This is a genomic window from Ectothiorhodospira lacustris, from assembly GCF_022227845.1.
Taxonomy (GTDB): Bacteria; Pseudomonadota; Gammaproteobacteria; order Ectothiorhodospirales; family Ectothiorhodospiraceae; genus Ectothiorhodospira; species Ectothiorhodospira lacustris.
On the sequence record NZ_JAJNQN010000003.1, the window covers coordinates 44,937 to 67,780 of the forward strand.

At 62.2% G+C, this 22,844-nt stretch carries 18 protein-coding genes and 1 tRNA gene; 14 read left to right on the forward strand and 5 right to left on the reverse strand.

What is annotated here, in order from left to right:
* Nucleotides 1–16 precede the first annotated feature (16 nt).
* The 7 genes from LQ956_RS03465 (at nucleotide 17) to LQ956_RS03495 (ending at nucleotide 6,206) form a co-directional block, all read left to right on the forward strand.
* A complete protein-coding gene (locus tag LQ956_RS03465) occupies nucleotides 17–316 on the forward strand; it encodes an integration host factor subunit beta (protein ID WP_238616609.1) in 300 nt (99 codons plus the stop codon).
* Between the two features lie 40 nt (nucleotides 317–356).
* Entirely contained in the window at nucleotides 357–650 is a 294-nt protein-coding gene (locus LQ956_RS03470; RefSeq protein ID WP_238623311.1) for a LapA family protein, read from the forward strand.
* A 5-nt stretch (nucleotides 651–655) separates the two neighbouring features.
* Nucleotides 656–1,852 carry a lipopolysaccharide assembly protein LapB gene (lapB, locus tag LQ956_RS03475; RefSeq protein ID WP_238629491.1) on the forward strand — a complete coding sequence of 399 codons (1,197 nt, stop codon included), beginning with the start codon at nucleotides 656–658 and terminating at the stop codon, nucleotides 1,850–1,852.
* A gap of 55 nt (nucleotides 1,853–1,907) precedes the next feature.
* A complete protein-coding gene (pyrF, locus tag LQ956_RS03480) occupies nucleotides 1,908–2,630 on the forward strand; it encodes an orotidine-5'-phosphate decarboxylase (RefSeq protein WP_238623313.1) in 723 nt (240 codons plus the stop codon).
* Between the two features lie 110 nt (nucleotides 2,631–2,740).
* Nucleotides 2,741–3,025 (forward strand): ComEA family DNA-binding protein, encoded by a 285-nt coding sequence (locus tag LQ956_RS03485; protein ID WP_238623314.1) that lies wholly within the window; start codon nucleotides 2,741–2,743, stop codon nucleotides 3,023–3,025.
* Nucleotides 3,026–3,181: 156 nt separating this feature from the next.
* On the forward strand, nucleotides 3,182–4,069 hold the full coding sequence (gene galU, locus LQ956_RS03490) for a UTP--glucose-1-phosphate uridylyltransferase GalU (RefSeq protein WP_238623315.1): 888 nt from the start codon (nucleotides 3,182–3,184) through the stop codon (nucleotides 4,067–4,069).
* A 238-nt stretch (nucleotides 4,070–4,307) separates the two neighbouring features.
* Nucleotides 4,308–6,206 carry a hypothetical protein gene (locus LQ956_RS03495; protein ID WP_238629492.1) on the forward strand — a complete coding sequence of 633 codons (1,899 nt, stop codon included), beginning with the start codon at nucleotides 4,308–4,310 and terminating at the stop codon, nucleotides 6,204–6,206.
* Nucleotides 6,207–6,212: 6 nt separating this feature from the next.
* On the opposite strand, the gene LQ956_RS03500 is transcribed toward LQ956_RS03495, so the two are convergent.
* The 3 genes from LQ956_RS03500 to LQ956_RS03510 all read right to left on the reverse strand — a co-directional run bounded on the left by LQ956_RS03500 (nucleotide 6,213) and on the right by LQ956_RS03510 (nucleotide 11,648).
* A complete protein-coding gene (locus LQ956_RS03500; protein WP_238629493.1) occupies nucleotides 6,213–8,177 on the reverse strand; it encodes a TonB-dependent receptor plug domain-containing protein in 1,965 nt (654 codons plus the stop codon).
* Nucleotides 8,178–8,383: 206 nt separating this feature from the next.
* Nucleotides 8,384–9,061: an arylesterase gene (locus LQ956_RS03505; RefSeq protein ID WP_238623512.1), complete on the reverse strand. Its 678-nt coding sequence runs from the start codon at nucleotides 9,059–9,061 to the stop codon at nucleotides 8,384–8,386.
* A 76-nt stretch (nucleotides 9,062–9,137) separates the two neighbouring features.
* Nucleotides 9,138–11,648, reverse strand: coding sequence for a sensor histidine kinase (locus LQ956_RS03510; RefSeq protein WP_238629494.1), 2,511 nt, complete (start codon nucleotides 11,646–11,648; stop codon nucleotides 9,138–9,140).
* Nucleotides 11,649–11,675: 27 nt separating this feature from the next.
* Here LQ956_RS03510 and LQ956_RS03515 point away from each other — a divergent pair, with 27 nt between their 5' ends.
* The 4 genes from LQ956_RS03515 to LQ956_RS03530 are packed head-to-tail and all read left to right on the forward strand — an operon-like array spanning nucleotide 11,676 to nucleotide 16,183.
* Nucleotides 11,676–11,906, forward strand: coding sequence for a hypothetical protein (locus LQ956_RS03515; RefSeq protein WP_238629495.1), 231 nt, complete (start codon nucleotides 11,676–11,678; stop codon nucleotides 11,904–11,906).
* 51 nt (nucleotides 11,907–11,957) lie between these two features.
* Nucleotides 11,958–13,391: a hypothetical protein gene (locus LQ956_RS03520; protein ID WP_238622879.1), complete on the forward strand. Its 1,434-nt coding sequence runs from the start codon at nucleotides 11,958–11,960 to the stop codon at nucleotides 13,389–13,391.
* 13 nt (nucleotides 13,392–13,404) lie between these two features.
* Nucleotides 13,405–14,454: a caspase family protein gene (locus tag LQ956_RS03525; protein WP_238622880.1), complete on the forward strand. Its 1,050-nt coding sequence runs from the start codon at nucleotides 13,405–13,407 to the stop codon at nucleotides 14,452–14,454.
* Nucleotides 14,441–16,183, forward strand: a complete 1,743-nt coding sequence (locus LQ956_RS03530; protein ID WP_238622881.1) for a hypothetical protein — start codon at nucleotides 14,441–14,443, stop codon at nucleotides 16,181–16,183. Before LQ956_RS03525 ends, LQ956_RS03530 begins: the two co-directional genes overlap by 14 nt.
* Before the next feature lie 43 nt (nucleotides 16,184–16,226).
* Here LQ956_RS03530 and LQ956_RS03535 read toward each other — a convergent pair.
* Nucleotides 16,227–16,302: transfer RNA gene (locus tag LQ956_RS03535), tRNA-Asn, on the reverse strand.
* Between the two features lie 57 nt (nucleotides 16,303–16,359).
* Nucleotides 16,360–17,544 carry a pyridoxal phosphate-dependent aminotransferase gene (locus LQ956_RS03540; RefSeq protein WP_238629496.1) on the reverse strand — a complete coding sequence of 395 codons (1,185 nt, stop codon included), beginning with the start codon at nucleotides 17,542–17,544 and terminating at the stop codon, nucleotides 16,360–16,362.
* A gap of 134 nt (nucleotides 17,545–17,678) precedes the next feature.
* Here LQ956_RS03540 and uvrB point away from each other — a divergent pair, with 134 nt between their 5' ends.
* From uvrB to LQ956_RS03555, 3 genes are read left to right on the forward strand one after another with little or no spacing between them, the layout of a single operon-like run.
* Complete coding sequence (gene uvrB, locus LQ956_RS03545; RefSeq protein WP_238622883.1) at nucleotides 17,679–19,697, forward strand: excinuclease ABC subunit UvrB; 2,019 nt, start codon at nucleotides 17,679–17,681, stop codon at nucleotides 19,695–19,697.
* Entirely contained in the window at nucleotides 19,694–20,911 is a 1,218-nt protein-coding gene (locus tag LQ956_RS03550; protein WP_238629497.1) for a L,D-transpeptidase family protein, read from the forward strand. The genes uvrB and LQ956_RS03550 overlap by 4 nt, the downstream gene beginning before the upstream one ends.
* A 57-nt stretch (nucleotides 20,912–20,968) precedes the next feature.
* Nucleotides 20,969–22,594: a methyl-accepting chemotaxis protein gene (locus tag LQ956_RS03555; protein WP_238629498.1), complete on the forward strand. Its 1,626-nt coding sequence runs from the start codon at nucleotides 20,969–20,971 to the stop codon at nucleotides 22,592–22,594.
* Nucleotides 22,595–22,844: the final 250 nt, after the last annotated feature.

Consider the following 22,844-nt stretch of genomic DNA (forward strand, 5'->3'; position numbering starts at 1 on the left):
TGCAAAGGGCAGGACGATGACGAAATCGGAACTCATCGATATACTGGCTCGCAAGCAGAGCCATCTTGCGTACAAAGATGTTGAGTTATCGGTCAAGACCATACTCGAACAGATGAGCCAGGCACTGGCCACCGGAGACCGGATCGAGATTCGCGGTTTCGGCAGTTTCTCGCTGCACTTCCGGCCGCCTCGGGTAGGGCGTAACCCCAAAACGGGTGAGACCGTGTCTCTGCCGGGGAAATACGTGCCTCACTTCAAGCCTGGCAAGGAATTGCGGGAGCGGGTCAATGAGCCGGAAAAGGCCGGGATCCGCTGACGTGGCAACACACTAATGTCCACAATCGGGAAAGCAGCCCATGAGTCGAGTCATTCTTCCGTTGGTTCTCATCCTGGCCGTTGTTCTGGGGGCCAGTTTTACGATTCTTAATGCCGGGGAGGTGGATGTACACCTGTACCTGGAAAGTTTCCAGGTGCCGCTGTCCATCGTAGTCTTCGTCAGCATGCTGCTGGGGGCCATACTCGGGGGTTTGGCCTGCAGTGGTCTGGTGATGCGCCGCGGTCGTGATGCGCGCTTGCTGCGCAAGCGCTGCAAGCGTGCCGATGATGAAATCGCCAGACTGCGTGCACTGCCCAGCAACAGCAAGGTGTAATTTTCATGATGGAACTCCTGTGGCTGCTGCTGCCGGTAGCGGCAGCCTCGGGATGGTTGGCGGCCCGTCGTACGGCTCGGCAAGACTCCGAGCCCGAGCGGGCCGTTGCCTTTTCCAGCCATTACATCAAGGGCCTCAACTACCTGTTGACTGAACAGTCGGATCGCGCCCTGGAAGTGTTCATCGACATGGTGGATGTCGATCCGGAGACGGTGGAGACCCACCTGATCCTGGGTAGCCTGTTCCGCCGCCGAGGGGAAGTGGACCGGGCCATCCGCATCCATCAGAACCTGGTGGAGCGTGAGAACCTGGACCCGGCACAGCGTGCCAATGCCCTGATGGAACTGGGACGCGATTACATGAAGGCCGGTCTGCTGGACCAGGCCGAATCCCTGTTCAAGGAACTTATCCAACTGGGTTTTCTCCAGGCGGAGGCCTACCAACGCCTGCGTGCCCTGTATGAGCGGGAGCGGGACTGGGCCAACGCCATTTGGGCCAGTGAGCAGTTGTGTGAATTTTCCACCGATCCGCAGAACCGTCACATCGCTCAGTACCATTGTGAACTGGGCGAGACGGCGCGATCCAAGGGCGACGCCCCTGATGCGGGTCGGCACGCCCGCAAGGCTTTGAGCTTTGATCGGGATTGCGCCCGCGCCGGCATCCTCATGGGCGATCTGGCCCTGGATGATGCCAATCCGCGACTGGCGGTGGAGCACTACGGTCGTGTGATGCGTCGCGATGCCGGATTCACCTCCCTGGTGCTCCCGCGTATTCGGGACGCCTTCATCCGGCTGGAGGATGCCGAAGGTCTGGAATCCCTGCTGACGGAACTGCGCGACCAGCATCCGTCGGAGGCCACGTCCCTGGCGCTGGCCCAGGCCCTGGAAGCACGGGGACGTCTGGATAGTCTGGACACGCTGCTGCGGGAAGAAATGGCCCGGGATTCGGTACCCTTGAAACTCTTGCCGGTCTATCTTCGCCTCAAGGCACAGCGTAATGGCACTGCGGCTGATGCCTTGCCGGTGGCGATCCAGGTGCTGGATCGATATCTGGAAGGGCATGTCCGCAACACCTGTACCCAATGCGGATTTCAGTCCCGTACCCATTTCTGGCATTGTCCCAGCTGCCAGGGCTGGGCCACCATCCGCCCCATCGACAGTGTGATCGAACAGCGTCCGGAAACCTGTCTGACGCCCTCTTGAGCTGGGTGGCGCACTGTCCTGTTTTCCGTTTTTCATCACGAGGTTTGTCTAGATCATGTCCCAGATTTCCTCCGGCCCGCGGGTCATCGTGGCCCTGGACTATCCCGATGCCGATGCCGCACTGGCCGTGGCGTCCCGGCTTAACCCGTCACAGTGTCGGCTGAAAGTCGGTTTTGAGCTGTTTGTCAGTGCCGGTCCGGCCCTGATCGAGCGTCTGCATGCCCTGGATTTCCAGGTGTTCCTGGACCTCAAGTTCCATGACATCCCCAATACCGTGGCCGGTGCCTGCCGTGCCGCTGCACGCCTGGGGGTCTGGATGGTCAACGTGCATGCCGCGGGTGGTCGGCCCATGATGGCGGCGGCGCGGGAAGCACTGGAATCCGTGGTGACCACAGGGCAGCGTCCGCTGCTGATCGCGGTGACGGTGCTGACCTCCATGGATGAGGCCGATCTGGCCGGTTGTGGCGTGAACCGCACGGTGCCGGAGCAGGCCCATTATCTTGCGGCCCTGACCCACGCGGCCGGACTGGATGGGGTGGTCTGCTCCGCCCATGAAGCCGGTGCACTCAAGTCGGCCTTTGGTGAGCCATTCCTGCGCGTGACGCCGGGGATCCGTCCGGCGGATGCGGCACTGGGCGATCAGAAGCGGGTGATGACCCCGGGAGAAGCCATTTGTCTGGGGTCCAGCCATCTGGTGATCGGTCGTCCCGTGACCCAGGCTCACGACCCTGCTGCCGTGCTGACGGCGATCAATCAGGAGATCGCCGCCGCGGCTTGAACCCGAGGGGGAATTGGGCGATAGTGTCGTCGCGGGTACAACGGATTGCAGGAACACACGACCCGCTTTGAACCATGGAACGCCAAGGAAATCCTCAAGGAGGCAACGGTATGAAACGTCTGACGTCCCTGATCGTCCTTTTCTCCCTGCTGTTCACCGCCACCGGCGCTTGGTCCGCCGGGCCGGTGAACGTCAACGAGGCGGATGCCCAATCCCTGTCCCGTACCCTGACCGGCGTGGGACTGACTCGGGCCGAGGCCATCGTCGCTCATCGAGAGCAGCACGGCCCTTTCACCTCCGTCCATCAGCTGATGCAGGTGCCGGGTATCGGCCCGCGTACCGTGGAGCAGAACCTGGACCGGATCGAGTTGGGTAGCCACGCGCAACAGGATTGATCCTGCCCGCAGCGCCGGGATCATCCGCGCATCTGCCGGGAAGCACAGAGAAGGGGCGGCCATTACCGCCCCTTCTCTGTTTTGTGTCATCTCATCCACCTATACTGAGTAATTCCGGAACTGAATCCATACAACTCGACCAACGAAGACGTGCTTATGCAAAAAAAGATAAGGAAGGCAGTTTTTCCCGTGGCCGGGATGGGCACTCGCTTCCTGCCCGCCACCAAGGCCAATCCCAAGGAAATGTTGCCCGTGGTGGACAAGCCCTTGATCCAGTATGCCGCTGAAGAGGCGGTGGAGGCGGGCATCGATGTACTGGTATTCGTCACTGGACGCAACAAGCGCTCCATCCCCGATCACTTCGACAAGGCCTACGAGCTGGAGAAGGAACTGGAAGAGCGTGGCAAGGAGAAGATGCTGGAGGTCGTGCGCAACATCCTGCCTGCCGGCGTGACCTGCGTCTATATCCGCCAGGCGGAGGCCCTGGGCCTGGGGCATGCGGTGGGCTGCGCCCGGCCGGTGGTGGGGGATGAGCCCTTTGCCGTCATCCTGGCCGACGACCTCATCGACGGCGCGGGGCAGGGGGCATTGAAGCAGATGGTGGAAGTCTACGAACAGCATGGTTGCAGTGTCCTGGGCGTGGAAGAAGTCCCGCCCAGTGAGACGCAGAAATACGGCGTGGTCACGCCTGAGCCGTTGTCTGAACGTCTGTGGAATGTCAAAGGTATCGTGGAAAAGCCTGCCCCTGAAGTGGCGCCTTCCAACATGGCCGTCGTAGGGCGCTACATCCTGACCCCCCGTATCTTCGATCTGCTGGAAACCACCCAGAGAGGGGCCGGCGGCGAGATCCAGCTGACCGATGCCATCTCGGATCTGCTGGCCGAGCAACAGGTACTGGCCCATCGGTTCAACGGCACCCGCTATGACTGCGGCAGCAAGCTGGGCTACCTGCAGGCAACGGTGGAATACGCACTGAAACATCCTGATCTCAAGGATGACTTCCGGGAGTATCTGCTGGGGACTGTCTGTAGTCGGGGAATCTGAATTCAGGAATCAGGCCACACGCCGGTCGATGTCCTTCAGGAAACACTGAACAAGTCCGCTGCCCTCACTCCCGCTCCGCTGCCGTCACTCCCGCGGAAGCGGGAGTCCGGAATTTTCGGTAGTCTGTGGCCGAATTCCCGCTTCTGCGGGAACGACTTGTTCAGAACATCCTTATCCGTGAATTATCAAGCCATGAGGGCGGTACGGCGTGCCGCCCTCACCAAGCATCGGTCGGGAAGTGAGCTGGTTCAGATTTTTGCAACGATCCACCCGGTCCAGGGAAAACACCGTCTCCCTGGGTCGACGGGATGATGAGCGTTACGAGCGCTGGTCCAGGGCCGTCAAGCGTACGCGTGTCTCCCGCAACCTGCTGAACATTGCGTGGACGGCAGGCCCGGTGACCGTGCTGGGTCTTTCCGGCGGTTACTACATCGGCTATGGCCGCCCCCCTTCCATCGAGTTGGTGACCTATTTCGTCAGCTTCACCGTGCTGTCCGGCCTGATCGGTCTGATTGCCAAGATCGTCTATGACAGCGTTCACGGTTCCGCCAAGGAACAGGCACAGGCCGATGTCATGGAGGCCGTCGACAAGCTGGGGGATCTGATCCTGGCAGTCCGGGACCTGGCCATGGAGGGGCTGGATCCTGAAGTCCGCCGCCGCGAGGCCGCCGTGCAGTTGCTGCAGCGGGTGGATCTTTCGCCCGAAGGGGTGGCCTTTGCCTGCGAAGAGCTCACCGGCAGTCAGCCGCTGGGACGCTGGCTGGCCCAGATCGATACGTTTCGTCGGGCAGGCCTGTATTCCCGTATCCGCGACATCCATCAGGAAAGGGGCGAGGCCTTTGAGAGTATCGTCACCGATCTCAGGCAGATTGCCCCTGTCGCCGCGGGTATCCTGAGAGAACGCTATCTGGGCAGCGCCCCTAAGCTGCAACAGGGTGTGCCTCGGGATGAATTCTTTCTGGAAAGGGTCATGGCTGCCATCGAGCAGGACAATCCCCTGCTGATGACCACCGCCGATGTGGAAGCCATGCTGGTGCTGGCGTTCGAGCTGATCAACGGGCGCGAGATTCCCATGCTGATGTTCAGCTATACCGGCAAATGGCGCCTGGCGGGGGCACTGGATCAGATGGAAGCGGCCCGCAGTCGTTACCGTATTGCCCAAGCAGCCGCCAGCAATCGAATTCGTGCCCTGGCTTCCTGGTTGGTGGAGGTGGACCTGCTGGCCTACGAGGAAGTACCCGAGGGGTTGTCGTCCCATCTGCTGGTGGAGCGGGTGGTTCAGGCACTGGATGAGCTGACCACGCTGGTGGATGATCTGAGCAGGGTCCTGCTGGAGAACCACCTGGAACCCCGGGGTGATCTACGACGCCTGGCGGAAAATCTGGCCACGGCACTGCGCCTGTACCGGACCGCCTATGAGGCGTTTCAGGAGGTGGGGCGTGTCCACGCGGAATTGCTCAGGGCGTCGGAGTCCTGGGAGACACTCACTTCCCGTGACCTGGATGATTCGGAACAGCTTCGCGTAGGGCCGGGTCGTCGCGGGCTTCGTATTGTGGAGAGGGTGGTCAGTCTGGATGAGGACGCTCGCGAGGCGGTCTGCCAGCATCTGGTGAGTTATCTTCACGGCGAGCATCTGGAAAAACGGGGTCGGCGTTTCTTTACCCGTCGGGATGGCCGGCGGCGGCTCCTCACCCTGGATGGTGCCAGGCAGTTGGCGGTTGAGGTGGCCCTGGCTCTGGAGCCGCACATCGGTCTGTCTCGTCCCGAGATACAGCGGGGTGTGGGCGCGACCCAGGCCAGCTACCTGGGCAGTTTGGAACCCGGCATGAGTGCCCAGGAAAAACGCGTCCTGGGCGAGGCCATGGTCCTGGAGGTGGAACAGGACATGAGTCGGGCCGCGGAGCGTCTGGCCTTGGCACTGGTGAAACACTACCGGGTGAGGTTGACGGATGCGGCCCGGGAGTTTCTCATCGAGACCTACGGCGCCCGCCCCCAGGTACTGAGCATGATCTCCCAGAGCCACCTGGATGAGATGCCCCGGATCAGTCTGTTGAGCCTGCGCCCGCCGGTGGTATCCAGTCCGCGACGGGACTGGTATCGCGGTCTGGTAAGGGCGCGCAGAGTGTTGCCGGACTGATCACCATTAGAAGTTCAGCTGGAGCGACACGGCACCTCGTGTCTCCCGGCGATTGGCAGGCCAACTGGGGCTGTCAGCACCGCGACCGGTAAAGCCGCTTGCAAGCAGATCGTCCACGTGCAGCCCGATCTTCGCCTGCTCTCCCAGCGATCTTTGCAGACCCAGACGCAGGAAGCCGTCACCGGCGCCTAGAGGCGCGGCCAGTGGGTCATCCAGCCATTTCACATCGGCATGGTGGTAGTACTGGAACGACAGGGTCCAGGCATCGGCGGGTGTGTAGTAGCCGGCAAGATTGAAGATATGGTCCGGAACCGAGTCTGCATGGAGCCTGGTATCCGGTCCGGCGCTGCGGCTGTCCAGCAGGGACAGTCCCCCGCTCAGGCGAAAGTGGGGGTTGAATCGGTAATCGATCTGCATCTCCACCCCCTGGATAGTCAGTTTGCCCAGATTGCTGATGACGGCGGTGAAGTCCGCGGGCATCTGCCCCAGGGGGATCTGGATCAGTCGATCCACCTCGTTGTGAAAGGCCTTGATGTCCAGGCTGCCCCGACCATGATCAAACAGCAGGTGACCGCCCAGTTCCAGGGATTGGATGACCTCGGCCCGGATATGCTCATCCGCGATGAAGGTCAGACCGCCTTCGCCGGGCCGAATCCCGATCGGGGTGGGGAAGACGGCCTCGATCTCCGACTCGATGAGGCTCGGGGTGCGTATGGCACGGGAGGCCACCAAGCGCAGGCTCAGGTCACTGGTGGGGAGGAAGATCAGGGCTGCCCGCGGCATGAATTCATCCCGGATCAGGTCATTGGCCTCATACATCCCGCCCAGATTCAACAGCCAGCGTTCCGCAGGCATCCACTCCAGGTTGGCGAACAGACGCTGGATGCGGTTTTCCACGGCACCGGCCGTCCTGAAATAGTAGGCAGAGCGGGCGGCGTCCTCGCGCAGTCCGCCTCCCCATACCATCCGGATCCGGGGATCCAGTTGACGATGCCATTCCACTTCCAGATCATGCCGCCGGTTGCGCACGCCCTGATCCACATCGACCCACAGGCCCGAGGCAGGGTCACGCAGTGGGTATTCATCGATCAGGTCATACTGTTCAAAGTAATACTGCAGGCGATAGCCTGCATCGGGGTCGGCATGGCCCTCCAGAACGGCATGAAGGTGTCCGTACCTGAAACCGAGATCTCTGGAGGGAATCAGCAGGTTGTTGCCGGTCTCCAGGCCCTTGTCCACGTGCGTCAGGCCGGCGTTCACCGTCAATGACCGGGAGCCCGTCAACTCCCGGTCCAGCCGCCCCTTCAGGGCCGTGCGCTCCCACTGGTCGCGGTTGCCGGGAAAGCCGTCATCCTCCGCATGGGACAAGGACAGACGGTAATGTTGCCTGTCCCCCAGGCTGCCCCCCTGACGCAGGGAGACATCACGGACACCGTGGGTGCCGATCCGGGTCCGGACCTGCGTCCCCGGGGTATCGGCGGCGTGGCGGGTCAGGATATTGATGATCGCAAAGAAGGAATTGGAGCCATAGGCGGCGGAATTGGGGCCACGAACGATCTCGATGCGTTCGATGTCATCCAGAGGCAGGGCCAGGTCACCCCACTGGGCACCGCCGTTGGTGGGGCTGTAGATGGAGCGGCCATCCACGAGCACTTGCAACTGGCGAACGAACATGCCCCCCAGTCCATGGTAACTGACGATGCGTCGATTGCCGTCGTGATGGCTGACCAAAAAACCGGGCACCATGCTTAGAACATCGGCAATATGCCGGGCATTGCTGTGTTCCAGCCAGTCCCTGTCAATAATGGTGACCGTCGCCGGGGCCTCGATCTGGGGTTGCTGCATGCGCGTGGCGGTGAGTGCCACGGGCAGTTCCATGAAAAAGTCCTGTTCCGACAATGTCCGAGTGTCGGCCGGTACGCCCGTGGGGAGCAGTAGCGCGATGCACAGGAAGCGCTGCATCTTGGTCATGAGGCAAGTTCCTGATCTTTCCTGAGCCGTTTTCGTGGGGATGCGCACTTGCCATTTTGGGTTTATTTTGTGATGCGCTTCTCAAAAACTCGGATTATAGCTTTTTTATGCCCGATGAAATGGGCTGCCATGGGCCGCGGGCCCCATGCTGGCTCCGAGGTTTGGTGGTGCAGGCGAGGTGTCTCCGCTCGCTGCAATGGCAAGTCTCAGAGACCGCCGGCTCCGGTCAAAGTCTGCTTGATGTATTCGGCCAGCACTCGATAGCCATCCCCATTGGGATGAATGGGATCGGCCTTGAGATCATCCCGGGACAATATATGAGCCAGTGCACGGTTTTCCAGAGGAATCCCGAATTCCGCCGCCAGCGTTTCGTAGGTCTGGGCATTTCGCAGACGCAGCAGGGTAGGGGCGGGCACGGCCACCAGCATGACCTGGATACCCCGTTCCTGGGCTGAGTGGATCATGGTGGCCAGGTTACCCTGTTTCTGGTCCATATCCATGCGGCGGAGCATGTCGTTACCGCCATGGATCAGTACCAGCAGATCCGGTCTGTGGTCGTCCAGCAGCCGTGGCAGCCGTTCACGTCCCTGACGACTGACTTCGCCGGGCACACCGGCATTGATGACCTCAAGGCCCGTCAAACGGGCCAGATGGGCGGGATAGCTTCCATCTCGCGGGGCGCCGGTGCCGAAGGTGAGACTGTCGCCGAAGGCCAATATCACCGCATCCTCGGGCAACGGCAGCATGGCCGGCGGGGCAGGGGAGCAGGCTGCGAGGAGGATCGCAAGGAGCAATGCCGGCAGGTAGCCTGAACGGCGGCGCGGGTTACAGGGAATTCGGGCTTGGCGCGCGGTGTTTTCCGGGGAGTGGCGAGGATATGTCATGGGTTTTTGCCTTGGGTAATGACGAGACTATGCCTCGGGCGGGAAAACCGCAACCCGCCGTAGAGGAGTCCGACCGCTACGCCCCCTGAAGTGCCTTGACGGATACGGCCGGCTCGGTGCATTTTGCCGGCGCCGTGCTGTCCGCAGCGGGAAGTTCGATCCAGAACAGGCTTCCCCGTGGTTCCCGATGGGCGGCACCGACCCGCCCGTTCATGAGTTCGATCAGCTGTTTGCAGATGGCAAGGCCGATACCTGTGCCCTTGATATCGGGTGCTTCCCTTTCATGAAGCCGGGTGAAGGAGTGGAAAAGGCTATCGAGCCGCTCCGGGGGGATGCCCAGGCCCGTATCGGAGACCGTGATTCGGACCATGCGGCGGTTCGTATCCGCCTCGGCATGAATCCACACCTCCCCCCGGGAGATATTGTATTTGATCGCGTTGGAGACGAGGTTCAACAGCACCTGCTTGAGACGCATCTGGTCCGCCAGCACGCAAAGGGGCTGGGAATCGTGATGAATCCGGATATCTTGCGCCTTTGCCAGAGGACGCATCAGCGCAATACATTCTTCGATGAGGATATCGAGAGACTGTGGAGACAGGTTCACCCGGATTGCACCGGATTCGATGCTGGAAAGGTCCAGAACTTCTTCGATGAGGCTCAGGAGGTGTTTTCCCGCGCCAAGAATTTCCTGCACGCATTGCCTGTGATCCTCCGTCAGATCGGGATCGGTTTCCAGCAACTGCGAGAAACCCAGCACCACGTTCATGGGGGTGCGCAGTTCATGGCTCATGCGGGACAAGAACTCGGATTTTGCCTGACTGGCCTTTTCCGTCCGGGCCTGACTCAGCGCCAGTTCCCGAGTGCGCAGCGCCACCAGTCGTTTGACGTAGAGTTGTCGTGAACGCAGGACAAAGGCCATGAAGGCAGCCAGCAGGCTCATGAGGGCTCCAAGCAGACCCACTGCCCAGATCCCATAGTTCTGATGGTTCAGGAAAAACTCTTCATTTGGCCTGGCGACCAGCACATAGCTCTGATCATATTCCAACAGGGGATAGGTCCTGACGAAAGGGGTGCTGAACTGAATATGGCCCGGATCCGGGGCGCGGTTTTCCGTGGCGGGATGCTGGGCCAGCAGGGAGGGGGCAGCGTCCTGATCCAGGGCCATCAGTTGCAGCGTCATTTGTGCCACCGTGGTGTCGTGCATGCCGATGACCTTCTCCAGCGCGTCCTGGAAAAGCATGGCGGCGGCCACAACCCCCTGAGGGTCTGAATCGGCCTCGCCGCCCTGATGGGTTCGGTGATTGACCCGCTTGAATATCAGGCTGCCCCGTTCATCCTGAGCAGAATCCAGGTACAGCAACGAGACGGGGTGGGTGCCGATGACCCTGCCTGTACTGACTGCGCGCATCAGGGCAATGCGATGACTCCTGTGGGAGCCCATGTCAAATCCCAGGGTGGACCAGCCTTTGCCCGGCGGCTCAATATAGAGTGCCGGATAGTGGATTCTCAATGAATCCTCGGGCACCAGACGAATGCCGTCCACAGGGTTGTATTCATGGAGCCGGAATCCGGGCAGTCCATTGATCCGGGCCTGAGCCTCCGTGAGGAGGCGGGTGTCCGGCGTGACCCTGGGTACCCACATGTAGGCCTGAAGCGGGGAACGTTCCGTCAGCGGGCGAACGTAGTCAATAAAATCGAGGCGACCGTCCGCACCGTGAACTTCCATGAAACGCGCCAGTACATGCAGATCGTCCGATGCCCTTTGAAACACTTCGCGGAGTCGCTGCGCATACTGCGAGGCTTGCCGATCGAAGACTCGGAGCTGTTCCTGTTCGGTGATCTGTCGCGCCAGAAGCGTGCCAAGGGCCGTGAACAGGAGGCCGATGATCAAGGTGGTGACGACGATAGCTGCCAGTTCCCCCTGTTCCTGGTGGTCTTGATTCTGTTCGACCGGCCTGAGTGCCCGGACGATCGCCACGGCAAAGATGAGCAGAAGCAGGCCGGCAACGCCCAAGCCGGGCAGCCATGTCCGCATCAGGTTGCGATCCCGCAGATCCGTGGGGATCTCCAGGCTGACGATCAGCAGGACCTCGCCGGTACGGGGATGGAGGATGGGCGCCAGGGCGCGGGTGTAATGGCCGTATTCGTCCGCATGCCTGTCGGTAAAAAGCGCTTGACCGGTGTTGATGATGGTCTGCAGATCGTCTGATGATCCCTTGTAGGGTTCTCCCTGCCGCCCGGCATCGGGCGGGGCATGGCTTTCCGGTCCGTACAGGAACATGCCTTCGCGGGGGATGATCGTGACGATCCTCAGGTGTGAGTGCAGCGCCGCAAACGATTTCAGCTGTCTTGTGATGCCGTCCAGTACCGGGGTGCGTTGTCGCAGATTCCCCCTTGCCATGGCTTCGGCATCTTCCCAACCCAGCGCCGCGGCAAGTTGGGTCACCTGGTTCAGAAGGCTTTCCTGGAGGGTATGAGTCGCAATGTTGGCCTGCCACAGGGAGAGGGCCAGCACCAATATGATCAGTGCGCCGCCGACCAGTCCCAGGGACAGGGCCACTCCCCTGCGCTGTGAAAACCAATCCATGATGGTGTTTTTTTCCTGGAATGCTCGATGGAGGGCACGATTACACAAGATATATTTTTTGACTGTAAAAATAAATTCAAAAAATTTGCAGCAGTGGTTTCCAGTTCTATTCGCCGCTTTTTAAGTAATATTGAGATTTCAAAAATGGAGATGTCGCAAATGATCAGTCAGCGCATTGTGGTGGTCTGCCCTACCGGAAATGGGGCAGGGCGGGGTGGCGTCCTTGACAGTGGGCCGGAGGGCAACTTAACTCAGTAGAGCAAGCGGATCGTGAGTCAGTCCCATGTGTCTTTCGACGGGTACGCAGCCATGCCCATATTCAGCGGATTGAACTACGTCAATGTGGGTCCCCGTGGGCACTTCACGCCCAGTGGGGCGATCAGGACCACGCCCGACGACATCGACGCCATCTTCTCTCATCTGGCGACCCATCAGATCAATAAGCTGGTCATCCACTTCCACGGCGGTCTGGTGCGGGAATCCGCAGGTCTGGAGGTGGCCCGCAAGCTGACACCCGTCTATACCCGGGCGGAAAGCCACCCCGTGACCTTCATCTGGGAGACGGGCCTGCTCGAAACCCTCTCCCGCAACCTGACCCGGTTGCACGAGACCCGGCTCTTCACGAATCTGCTTACCTATGTGGTTCGGCATGTGGCCAAGCGACTGGGTGGCGGTATCGGTGCCAAGGGTCCGGGAGAGGTCATGAGCGATGAAGAAATCCTGGCGGAATTGTTGCGAGACGATGCCTTCGACCGCTTCGATGCCGGTGCCCGGGGCGGTGCCCGGGGGATCCGCGTGGAGGATCTGCCCCTGATCCAGGATGAGATCGAAGCGGAAGTGGCCCTGGAGATGGAAGCCGATGCCACTTTGGTTGATTTGCTGGACAGCGGCATGGCGGAGACCGAATACCTGAAGCCTGACGTGATGGGCGCCCCCTCCACCGGTGCCGCCAAAGGGATCGTCAGCACTGCCCGCCTGGTCAAGGCCGTGGCGGTGGTTTCCTTCCAGGTGCTGCGACGTTTTGTGCGGGGCACGGATCACGGTCTGTACCCCACCGTGGTGGAGGAGATCCTGCGGGAACTCTACTTGGCCGATTTCGGTGCCTGGGTGTGGGGCGGAATGAAGCAGGTCGCCCAGGACATGTGGTTACCCAATGGGGCGGCGATCACCCAGGACAGTCACGTGGGGACCTATTTTCTTGAAAAACTATCCGCTTATCAGCAGGCCCATCCGGGATTCATCGTCGATCTGGTAGGTCACAGCGCCGGTGCCATCGCCATCTGTGAGATGTTCAAGGCCGGCGTGCGGAGTCAGTTGCCGTTGACGGCGCGCTGGCTGATCTTCCTGGCTCCCGCCTGCCGCACGGATCTGTTCCTGGAAGAGGTGGTCATGCGCCCGGAGCGGTTTGCACATTTTCGCATGTTCACCATGAAGGACGCCCTGGAGACCCAGGACAGGCTGGTGCCCGGCATCTACACCCGGTCTCTGCTGTATTTCATCGCCGGAGCGCTCGAAGACGAGCCGGGAGTCGGGATCGCGGGACTGCACCGGCAGTCATCGGGACAGGCGCCCTACGATGAAGGCATGTACCGGCAGGTCCGGACATGGCTGGATCAAGGGCACCGGCGGGTCCTTTCCTCCACCGGCCAGGTCCCACCCGGGCTGATCAGTCATGCAGCCCGACACGGGGATTTTGACGACGACGAAGCCACCCGGGACAGTCTGGTGGCGCTGATTTCGTGACGAGGCCGGTCTCGTGTCCCGACAGCCCCTTGACTATGCACTGGTGATCGGCATCAATCATTACCCCTGGTATGGCGATGGTAGCCGTTCTTTGCAGGGGGCCATCCAGGATGCGGAAGACGTGGCCGAGTGGCTGCTGGACCAGCAGACCGGAGGTGGATTGGCGGCGCATCACCTGAAACTCGTCACTTCCCGCCTGGATCCTCTGGCACCGGCCAAGCAAGATATCGACGACGCCCTGCAAATCCTGGTGAAACAGGCCAGGGACGAGGGTGCCCGCCGTTTCTACTTTTATTTCAGCGGCCATGGTCACGTGAGTGGCGAGGTTCGCCACGATGTGGCGCTTTGTCTGCCAAGCTGGTCCCGGGACCGCCGTCATGCCGCCCTGAGTTCCTGCCGTTATCTGGATTATCTTCTCAAGTGCACCCCCTTCACCGAGATTGTCGTCATGCTCGACTGCTGCCGGGTGCGCCAGGTGGCGGCCATCGGCAATGCCTCCGATCTGGATTGCCCCCTGCCGGCTGGGCTGCCGCGCAGCGTTTTCGTGGCCTATGCCAGCGAATTTCTCAAGGCGGCCTTTGAGGGTGGTAGTACCGCGCGGGGTGATGAGTCCGGGGCAGAGGAGGACGATGAGGTCATGGAGGTGCGGGGCTATTTCACACGGGCACTGCTCTCAGGTCTGCTTGCCGGGGCCGCCCGGCCGGAGGGCGGGGTGACCGCCAGGGGGCTCAAGCAGTACCTGGAAGTCCACGTGGAACGGATGAGCGATTTCAGGCAGCGGCCCCAGATCCCCCTGGACATGAGTGAGGATGTGGCAGACAGCATGCTGTTTGGCAGCGCGCTTCCCGAATCCAATGTGGAGATCCATTTTGCCGCGGACCGACATGGCATGATCGAACTGATCGGTCCCACCGCCGAGGTGCTGAAACGGGACGATGTGTCCACGGGGCCGTGGCAGGTGCGACTTGAACAGGGGCTGCATGTGCTGCGGGAGGTGGACACGGAACAGGAGCAGTTGTTGCGATTCATGCCCACGTCCGGAGTGACCCATGTGCAGTTCTGAAACCAATGGCCTGTTCCAGTCTCTGCGCGCCTCAAGTCCTGATCCCGGTGACGTTCATGAACTTGGAGTGCGGGTGGTGGATGCCCGTGGACAGATATCCATGGATACACGCATCACCCTTCTCAATGGCTGGGATGTGTCCACTGCCCAGGGACAGGGACAACTGAAGGCCACCCTTCCTAAAGGGTTGTATACCCTGCGTCTGGAGCGTGCCGGTGCGGTGCGGGAAAAGACCCTGCAGCTCACTGCGGAACTGCAGCTCCAGGAGCATGAACCGCGACGGGAGTCCGGGTTGCCCGCCTTCGACACGGTCGATGTCCACGAATACTACGCCTATACCGCCAGAGATCTCAGCCATCGGGATACCGATAGCAAAGGTGTCTTGCTGGCCGGGCATGACGGTAGCGACAGGGGCCGGTTGTTCCTGTTCGTCCGGGCCGCTCGGCGGGGCGCCCATGGCGGCAGGGATATTGCGGCCGCTCTGTCCCTGCACGCGCTGGACGGCCGGTTGCTGACCGATTTCGGCGCTGAGGTGATCGTCAAGGATGAGAACGATGGCTGGATGGCCTTTTCAGCCCCCGTTGCATCGGGAAGCTATGTTCTGCGTTTCAGTGGGCTGGGGGCCATGGAAATGCTGGTGACGGTATTTGACGGCTGGGAGACTCAGCTTTTCATCCCCTTTGAACATCGGCCGCGCCTTGAGCGTGGCAGCCTGCTTCTGGCCCGGGCAGGGCAGGGCTTCGATCCCGATGACCGTGCGGCACAGGCCGTCGACGCCGGGCTGGCGGGTCTGCGGGATGGTGTAGACCTGCTGCCCCGGACAGAACGGGACATGCTGCTGATGGGCAAGTTCGACAACCCCATGCTGGGCCTCATCGGTGCCCATCTGCTGTTGCTGGATTCTGCGCCGGACTGGCCGCTGTTCCAGACCGTGCTCGGCAATCTGGAGGGGCTGTTGCCCGGAGCCATGGACGTGCACGCCCTGCGCCTGGCGGCCACCCTGCGACAAGGTGGCGATTTGCCGGATCTGGCCGTGATATCCCCGCCCATGCTCAGCCGGGGACTGGCTGCGATCCTGGAGGCCAGCGGTGTCAGGCCCGAGATCGTCCCCGAGGGTGGCTTCATCGAGAGGATTTCCCCCTATCTGCAGTCGGGGTCCAACTGGACCAACTGGAGCCTGGAGGGAGGCGGGGATCCCCGGCAGTTCAGTCGCCTGGCCGATGCCGAACTTGATTCAACACTGACCCCTGAAGTGGAGCAGGGGGTGGGATCTCCGGGAGTCGCCGTCGCCATGGAGGCGCTGGTGGCCATCGGTGCCGCAGGACGGGTGCTGCCCTCGGTACTGTCGAATATCGCTCCGGCCACCGGCGCCGGCCTGTCAGAAGTGTTGACCGAGATCGCGCGGCCGGGGGTGAAACAGGTCCTGGAATGGGCTCACACCCGGGGAGGCGCAGTAACCCGCAAGGTGGCCCATCAACTGGTCATGGACGGCATTGACGCTGCGTTGCGCAAGGCCGTGCAACGATCACCGCTTCACGCCCCAACAGCTGATTTGCCCCCGTGGGTCCTGTCGCTGCTGGCGGAGATCCATGGGCGGGGCGCACCGGTGGATCTGGCGGCCGTTGCCCGCGAGGCGCATTTGCCCCTGGGCCTGCTGCAGCGGGCCCTGGACAGGCCGGCAACGGTATCCGGGCAGACGCCGGGCGGTGTGCCGCCGGAAGGGAAGTAGAATAAAAAAAAGCCCGGACGATTGTCTGGGCTTTTTTTATGCCTGGCTCCCCGGGACGGGCTCGAACCGCCGACCTAGTGATTAACAGTCACCCGCTCTACCGACTGAGCTACCGGGGAATTGCTTTGGAAGCCCGGCATAATACGGATCCTGCCGGGCTTCGTCAACACCTTTTGTTAGCCTTCCACCGCGCGGGCGATTCTTTCCACCGCCTGCTTCAGGTTGTCCATGCTGGTGGCGAAGGAAATGCGCACGTGACCTTCGGCACCGAAGGCGGAGCCGGGCACCAGGGCCACGCCCACCTTGTCCAGCAGGTACTCGGAGAACTTCACGTCGCTGTCCATGCCCAGCTTCTCCATCGCCCCCTTGACGTTGGGGAAGGAGTAGAACGTGCCGTCGGAGGGCAGGCATTCCACGCCGGGGATGGCGTTCAGGGCCGCCACCAGGTAGTCATGACGCTGCTCGAAGGCCTTGCACATCTCGCCCACACAGCCCTGGTCGCCGTTGAGGGCGGCCTCGGCGGCCTCCTGGGCGATGGAGGTGGGGTTGGAAGTGCTCTGGGACTGGATCTTCTTCATGGCGGAGATCAGGGCCTTGGGGCCGCCGGCATAGCCGATGCGCCAGCCGGTCATGGCATAGGCCTTGGAGACGCCGTTGAGCACGATGGTGCGTTCATACAATGCCGGGCAGGCCATGAGGATGTTCACGAAGGGCGCGCCCCGGAACATCATGTGCTCGTACATGTCGTCGGTGGCCACCAGCACATGGGGATGACGCAGCAGCACTTCGGCCAGGGCGGCCAGTTCCTCGCGGCTGTAGGCCACGCCGGTGGGGTTGGAGGGGCTGTTGATCACCACCAGGCGGGTGCGCGGGGTGATGGCGGCTTCCAGCTGCGCGGGGGTCATCTTGAAACCCTGGGACTGATCGGCGGAGACGATCACCGGCTGGCCGTCGGCCAGCAGCACCATGTCCGGGTAGGAGACCCAGTAGGGCGCAGGGATGATGACTTCGTCGCCTTCATTCAGCAGTGCCTGGGCCAGGTTGAAGAAACTCTGCTTGCCGCCGCAGGAAACCAGGATCTGGTCGGGTTGGAAGTCATGACCGTTGTCACGCTTGAATTTGTCGATGATGGCCTGCTTCAGGCCGGGGGTGCCGTCCACCGCGGTATAACGGGTCTTGTTGTTGCGGATGGCGGTGATGCCGGCTTCCTTGATGGGATCCGGCGTATGGAAATCGGGCTCGCCGGCACCCAGGCCGATCACGTCGCGGCCCTGGGCCCGCAGCTGGGCGGCAAGGGCGGTCACGGCCAGGGTGGGGGAGGGCTTGATGCGCTGAACGCGGGAAGAGAGCTTGATGTCCAAGGCGATGTCCAGGGAATGCGTGTGTGGATGGGGTTCTGCGTGTGCACACCCGGCGGGGGTGCAAGGGCGCGTACAGGAAAGACGCGCCGAGTCAAGGTAGGATGATACTGAAACCCGGTGGATAAGATAAGCCCATGGACTCATGTTTCCAGCTCAAGACCCCATACACCCCGGCCGGCGACCAGCCTGCCGCCATCGCGCAGTTGCTTGATGGCCTGGACGCCGGACTGGCCCATCAGACCCTGCTGGGGGTGACCGGCTCCGGCAAGACCTTCACCATTGCCAACGTCATTCAGCGCGCCCAGCGTTCGGCCATCATCCTGGCTCCCAACAAGACCCTGGCGGCCCAGCTCTATGGGGAGATGAAGGAGTTCTTCCCGGACAACTCGGTGGAATACTTCGTCTCCTACTATGACTACTACCAGCCGGAGGCCTATGTCCCGTCTTCGGACACCTTCATTGAGAAGGACTCCGCCATCAACGATCACATCGAGCAGATGCGCCTGTCCGCCACCCGCGCCCTGCTGGAGCGCCGTGACGCCATCATCGTCGCCAGTGTGTCCGCCATCTATGGCCTGGGTGACCCCCGCGCCTATCTGCAAATGGTGTTGCACCTGAAGCGCGGCGATGTCATCGACCAGCGCCTGATCCTGCGCCGCCTGGCGGAACTGCAATACACCCGCAACGACCTGGAGCTCAAACGGGGCACCTATCGGGTGCGGGGCGAGGTCATAGACATCCACCCGGCGGAGTCGGACCGGGAGGCGGTGCGCATCGAACTCTTCGACGAGGAGATTGAGCAGCTCTCCTATTTCGATCCCCTCACCGGGGAGGTGCTGCGTCGGGTGCCGCGCCTGACCATCTACCCCAAGACCCATTACGCCACCCCCCGGGAGACCCTGCTGGCGGCCATCGAACAGATCAAGGACGAACTGCGGGACCGCCTGGAGGTGCTGCGCCGGGCGGATCAACTGGTGGAGGCCCAGCGCCTGGAACAGCGGACCCGCTTTGATCTGGAAATGATGCTGGAACTGGGCTACTGCTCGGGGATCGAGAACTACTCCCGCTACCTGTCCGGACGCAACGCCGGGGAGCCGCCGCCCTGTTTCCTGGACTACCTGCCCGATGATGCCCTCCTGATCATCGACGAGAGCCACGTCACCGTGCCCCAGCTGGGGGCCATGTACAAGGGGGATCGGTCCCGCAAGGAGACCCTGGTGCAATACGGTTTCCGGCTGCCCTCCGCCCTGGACAATCGGCCCTTGCGCTTTGAGGAGTTCGAGGCCCTCTCGCCCCAGACCATCTTCGTCTCCGCCACGCCCGGCTCCTATGAGCAGGAAAAGGCCGGCCAGGTGGTGGAGCAGGTGGTGCGTCCCACCGGGCTGGTGGACCCGGCCGTGGAAGTGCGCCCCGCCGCTACCCAGGTGGATGATGTACTCTCCGAGATCCGTCTGCGGGTGAAGGCGAACGAGCGGGTCCTGATCACCACCTTGACCAAGCGCATGGCCGAGGATCTCACCGATTATCTGGGTGAGCACGGGGTCCGGGTGCGCTACCTGCATTCGGACATTGACACCGTGGAGCGGGTGGAGATCATACGCGACCTACGCTTGGGAGAATTCGACGTGCTGGTGGGGATCAACCTGCTGCGGGAGGGGCTGGACATGCCGGAGGTGTCTCTGGTGGCGATCCTGGACGCGGACAAGGAAGGCTTCCTGCGCTCGGAGCGTTCCCTGATCCAGACCATTGGCCGGGCGGCCAGAAACCTCAACGGCAAGGCCATCTTGTACGCGGATACGATCACCGGCTCCATGCGTCGGGCCATGGACGAGACGACTCGCCGCCGGGACAAGCAGATTGCCCACAATCAGGCCCATGGCATCACCCCCAGGGGGGTGCAAAAGCGCATCGCCGATATCATGGAAGGGGCCTATGCCGGCGGTGCCATGGCCGCGCCGAAACGCCATGCCAAGGTGGCCGAAGAAGAAGTACGCTATGCACGGCTGTCAACCCGGGACATGCTCAAGGAGATCAGTCGCCTGGAGGCGCGCATGCTGGAACATGCCCGTAATCTGGAATTTGAAGAAGCGGCCCGTCTGCGGGACGAGGTCGCACGTCTGCGTGAGGGGATGTTGGGGGTGGTGGAATCATGAAGTCCAGGATCTTGTCTGTCCTGACCCTGCTGGGGGCATGGGCATGGAGTCTTTCCGCCGGTCTGGGAGCAACGACCCTGTCGCTGCAACCGGGCTCGGATCTGGTGGGCGAGTTGCGGCATGTGGAGGCCCGCCATGAGCATACCCTGATCGACATCGCCCGCAGCCATCAGGTGGGGTTCGAGGCCATTCGCAACGCCAACCCGGACCTCAACACCTGGATCCCCGGCGAAGGGGCCAGGGTGCTGCTGCCGCTGCAGTTCGTGCTGCCGGATGCGCCGCGGCGGGACATCGTCATCAACCTGCCTGAGATGCGCCTGTACTACTTTGCCGCGGACGGCAAGCAGGCAATGTCCTATCCCGTCAGCATCGGGCGCATGGACTGGGACACCCCCCTGGGCACGCTGAAGATCACCGAAAAGCGTGAAAATCCCACCTGGACCCCCCCCCAATCGGTGCGGGAGTCCTACGCGGCCCAGGGCAAGAGCCTGCCGGCGGTGGTGCCGCCGGGACCGGACAACCCCATGGGTGAGTTCGCCATGCGGCTGAGCCGCCCCAGTTACCTGATCCACGGCACCAACTGGTCCACCGGCATCGGCATGCGCGCCACCCATGGCTGCATCCGCATGGACAATAACGACATCCGCACCCTCTATGGCCGGGTGCCGGTGGGGACATCCGTCAATATCGTCAATCAGCCTTTCAAGGCTGGCTGGAAGGGGGATGTCCTGTACCTGGAGGCCCACCCACCCCTGGAAGAGTTCAAGGCGGATCACAGCCTTACCCCGGCCGTCCAGCGCATCATGGCCGCGGTGGGAGAAAAACCCGCCCGGGTGGACTGGGAGCGGGTACGCCAAGTGGCCGAGGCCGCCACCGGTGTGCCTCAGCCCGTGGGCTATCGGGGCGAGCTGACGGCCTTGCCCGAGCTGCGTCTGGGGCAGCGTCCCGCGCCGGCGCCGGCACCGGAAGCTGTCGCCGGGGACTGGTTCGTGCAGATGGGCAGTTTCAGCGAAGCCGACCGCGCCCGGATGCTGGGCACCCGGCTGGAGCAGGATGGCTTTGCCGTGAGTGTTTCCGAGTTCAGAAAGGGAGAACGGCGGATGTACCGGGTGCTGCTGGGGCCGGTGGAAGACCGGACAGCCGCCACTGCGCTGGGTGAACAAGTGGCCCGCCGAACGCTGATCGAAGGCATGGTGATACAGCTGCCGCGCTGATTCAGTGGTAATTTGTAGCCCCTGCCCACCAAGTAACACTGAACCGACGGAAACCTGATGACGGCTTCTCAACTGACCATTGGTCGCAAGCTCGGCTTGTCTTTTGGCATGGTGCTGCTTTTATTGCTGGGTATTGCCTTGATCGGTTGGAACGGGCTCCATCGGGTCAGCGAGGCCAATACCCATGCGGCCGAGATCTACGAGCAGGCCATCTTCCAGGTGCAAAAGGAGGTGGATCACCTGGTCTGGGTCAACGGTTTGGCCAATGTCTTCGTCCTGGGTAGCCGCTTTACCGGTCAGCTCGATCACACCCGATGCGATTTCGGGCAATGGTATTACGGTTTCAAGGACAGCGCGGCCTATCAGGCGGCAGCAAGTGATTTTCGCCGTACCTTTGATGCCATCGAAATGCCCCATATCCAGCTGCATCAGACCGCGTTGCGCATCCTGCGCACGGTGGAGAACGGCAATACGCAGGCGGCCCTGGCAGTTTACCAGGACCACACGCTGCCTCATCTGGAGACCCTGCGTCGCCTGCTGACGGAGCTTGGTCAGGCACTGGAACGGGAACGGGACCAGGCCATGGAGCAGGCCCGGACTGCGGCATCGACAGCAACGTTCATCATGGCTGTGACCGTCTTGGCGGCCTTGCTGGCGGCGGTGTTGCTGGGCTTCATGCTCACCCGCGGTATCGTGAATCCCCTTCGGCAAACCACGCATCATCTGCGTGCCATCGCCGAAGGTGACGGGGATCTGACCCGACGTCTGCCCGTTTCTGGCAAAGACGAGATCACGGATCTTTCTTCCGCCTTCAACGCCTTTGCCGATCGCATTCATGCCCTGGTACGGCAGGTGGTCGGGGCCTCGGCACAGCTGGCGTCCGCGGCGGAGCAGCTATCGGCCTCCAGTGAAGAGACCCGGGAACAGGTGCAGCGCCAGCAGTCGGAAGTGCAACAGGTGGCCACCGCCATGAACGAGATGGCGGCCACGGTGCAGGAAGTCGCCCGCAATGCCGCCGAGGCCGCCGTCATGGCTCGAACCTCCGATTCCCAGGCGCAGGCCGGGGGGCGTGAGGTGGATGAGTCCATTCGTACCATCCGGGAGTTGGCCGCGGAAGTGGAGCGTACCGCCGTTGTGATTGGACGGCTTTCCAAGGACAGCGACGAGATCGGCAAGATCCTGGATGTCATCCGGGGGATCGCCGAGCAGACCAACTTGCTGGCCCTCAACGCCGCCATCGAAGCGGCCCGGGCCGGCGAGCAGGGGCGGGGATTTGCGGTGGTCGCCGACGAGGTCAGGACCCTGGCTTCCCGCACCCAGGCTTCCACCAACGACGTCCAGGCGATGATCGAACGCCTCCAGAGTGGAGCCGGCGAGGCGGTTCAGGTCATGGAGCAGGGGCGCGGCAAAGCCCGCCAGGGGGTGGAGCAGGCGGGCAAGGCGGGCGAATCCTTGAACGTCATCACCCGCTCCATCGGCACCATCAATGACATGAATGCTCAGATCGCCAGCGCTGCGGAAGAACAGTCCGCCGTGGCCGAGGAGGTCAACCGCAACGTGGTGAACATCAGTGACGGCGTTGAGCATGCCGCCACCGGTTCCAGACAGATCGCCGCCGCCAGCGATGAGCTGGCCCGGCTGGCCGCTGAGCTGCAGGAGCGGGTCGGGCAATTCAAGGTTTAGTTTCGTCCGCTTGCCGAAAGCTGTTGTTCTTTGTCACCACGCCCGCTCTTTGCCATGACTCCCGCTCTCCTGCCGGGGTACTCCCGCCCCTTGCCATGACTCCCGCCCTCTTGCCGTCACTCCCGCGAAGGCGGGAGTCCAGGGGTTTCACTCCGTGGCCTGGATTCCCGCTTTCGCGGGAATGACGTGTTGGGGGTGTCTCCGGGGATGACGTGTCTGGGGGGCGTCTCCGGGCATGACGTTTTCGGAA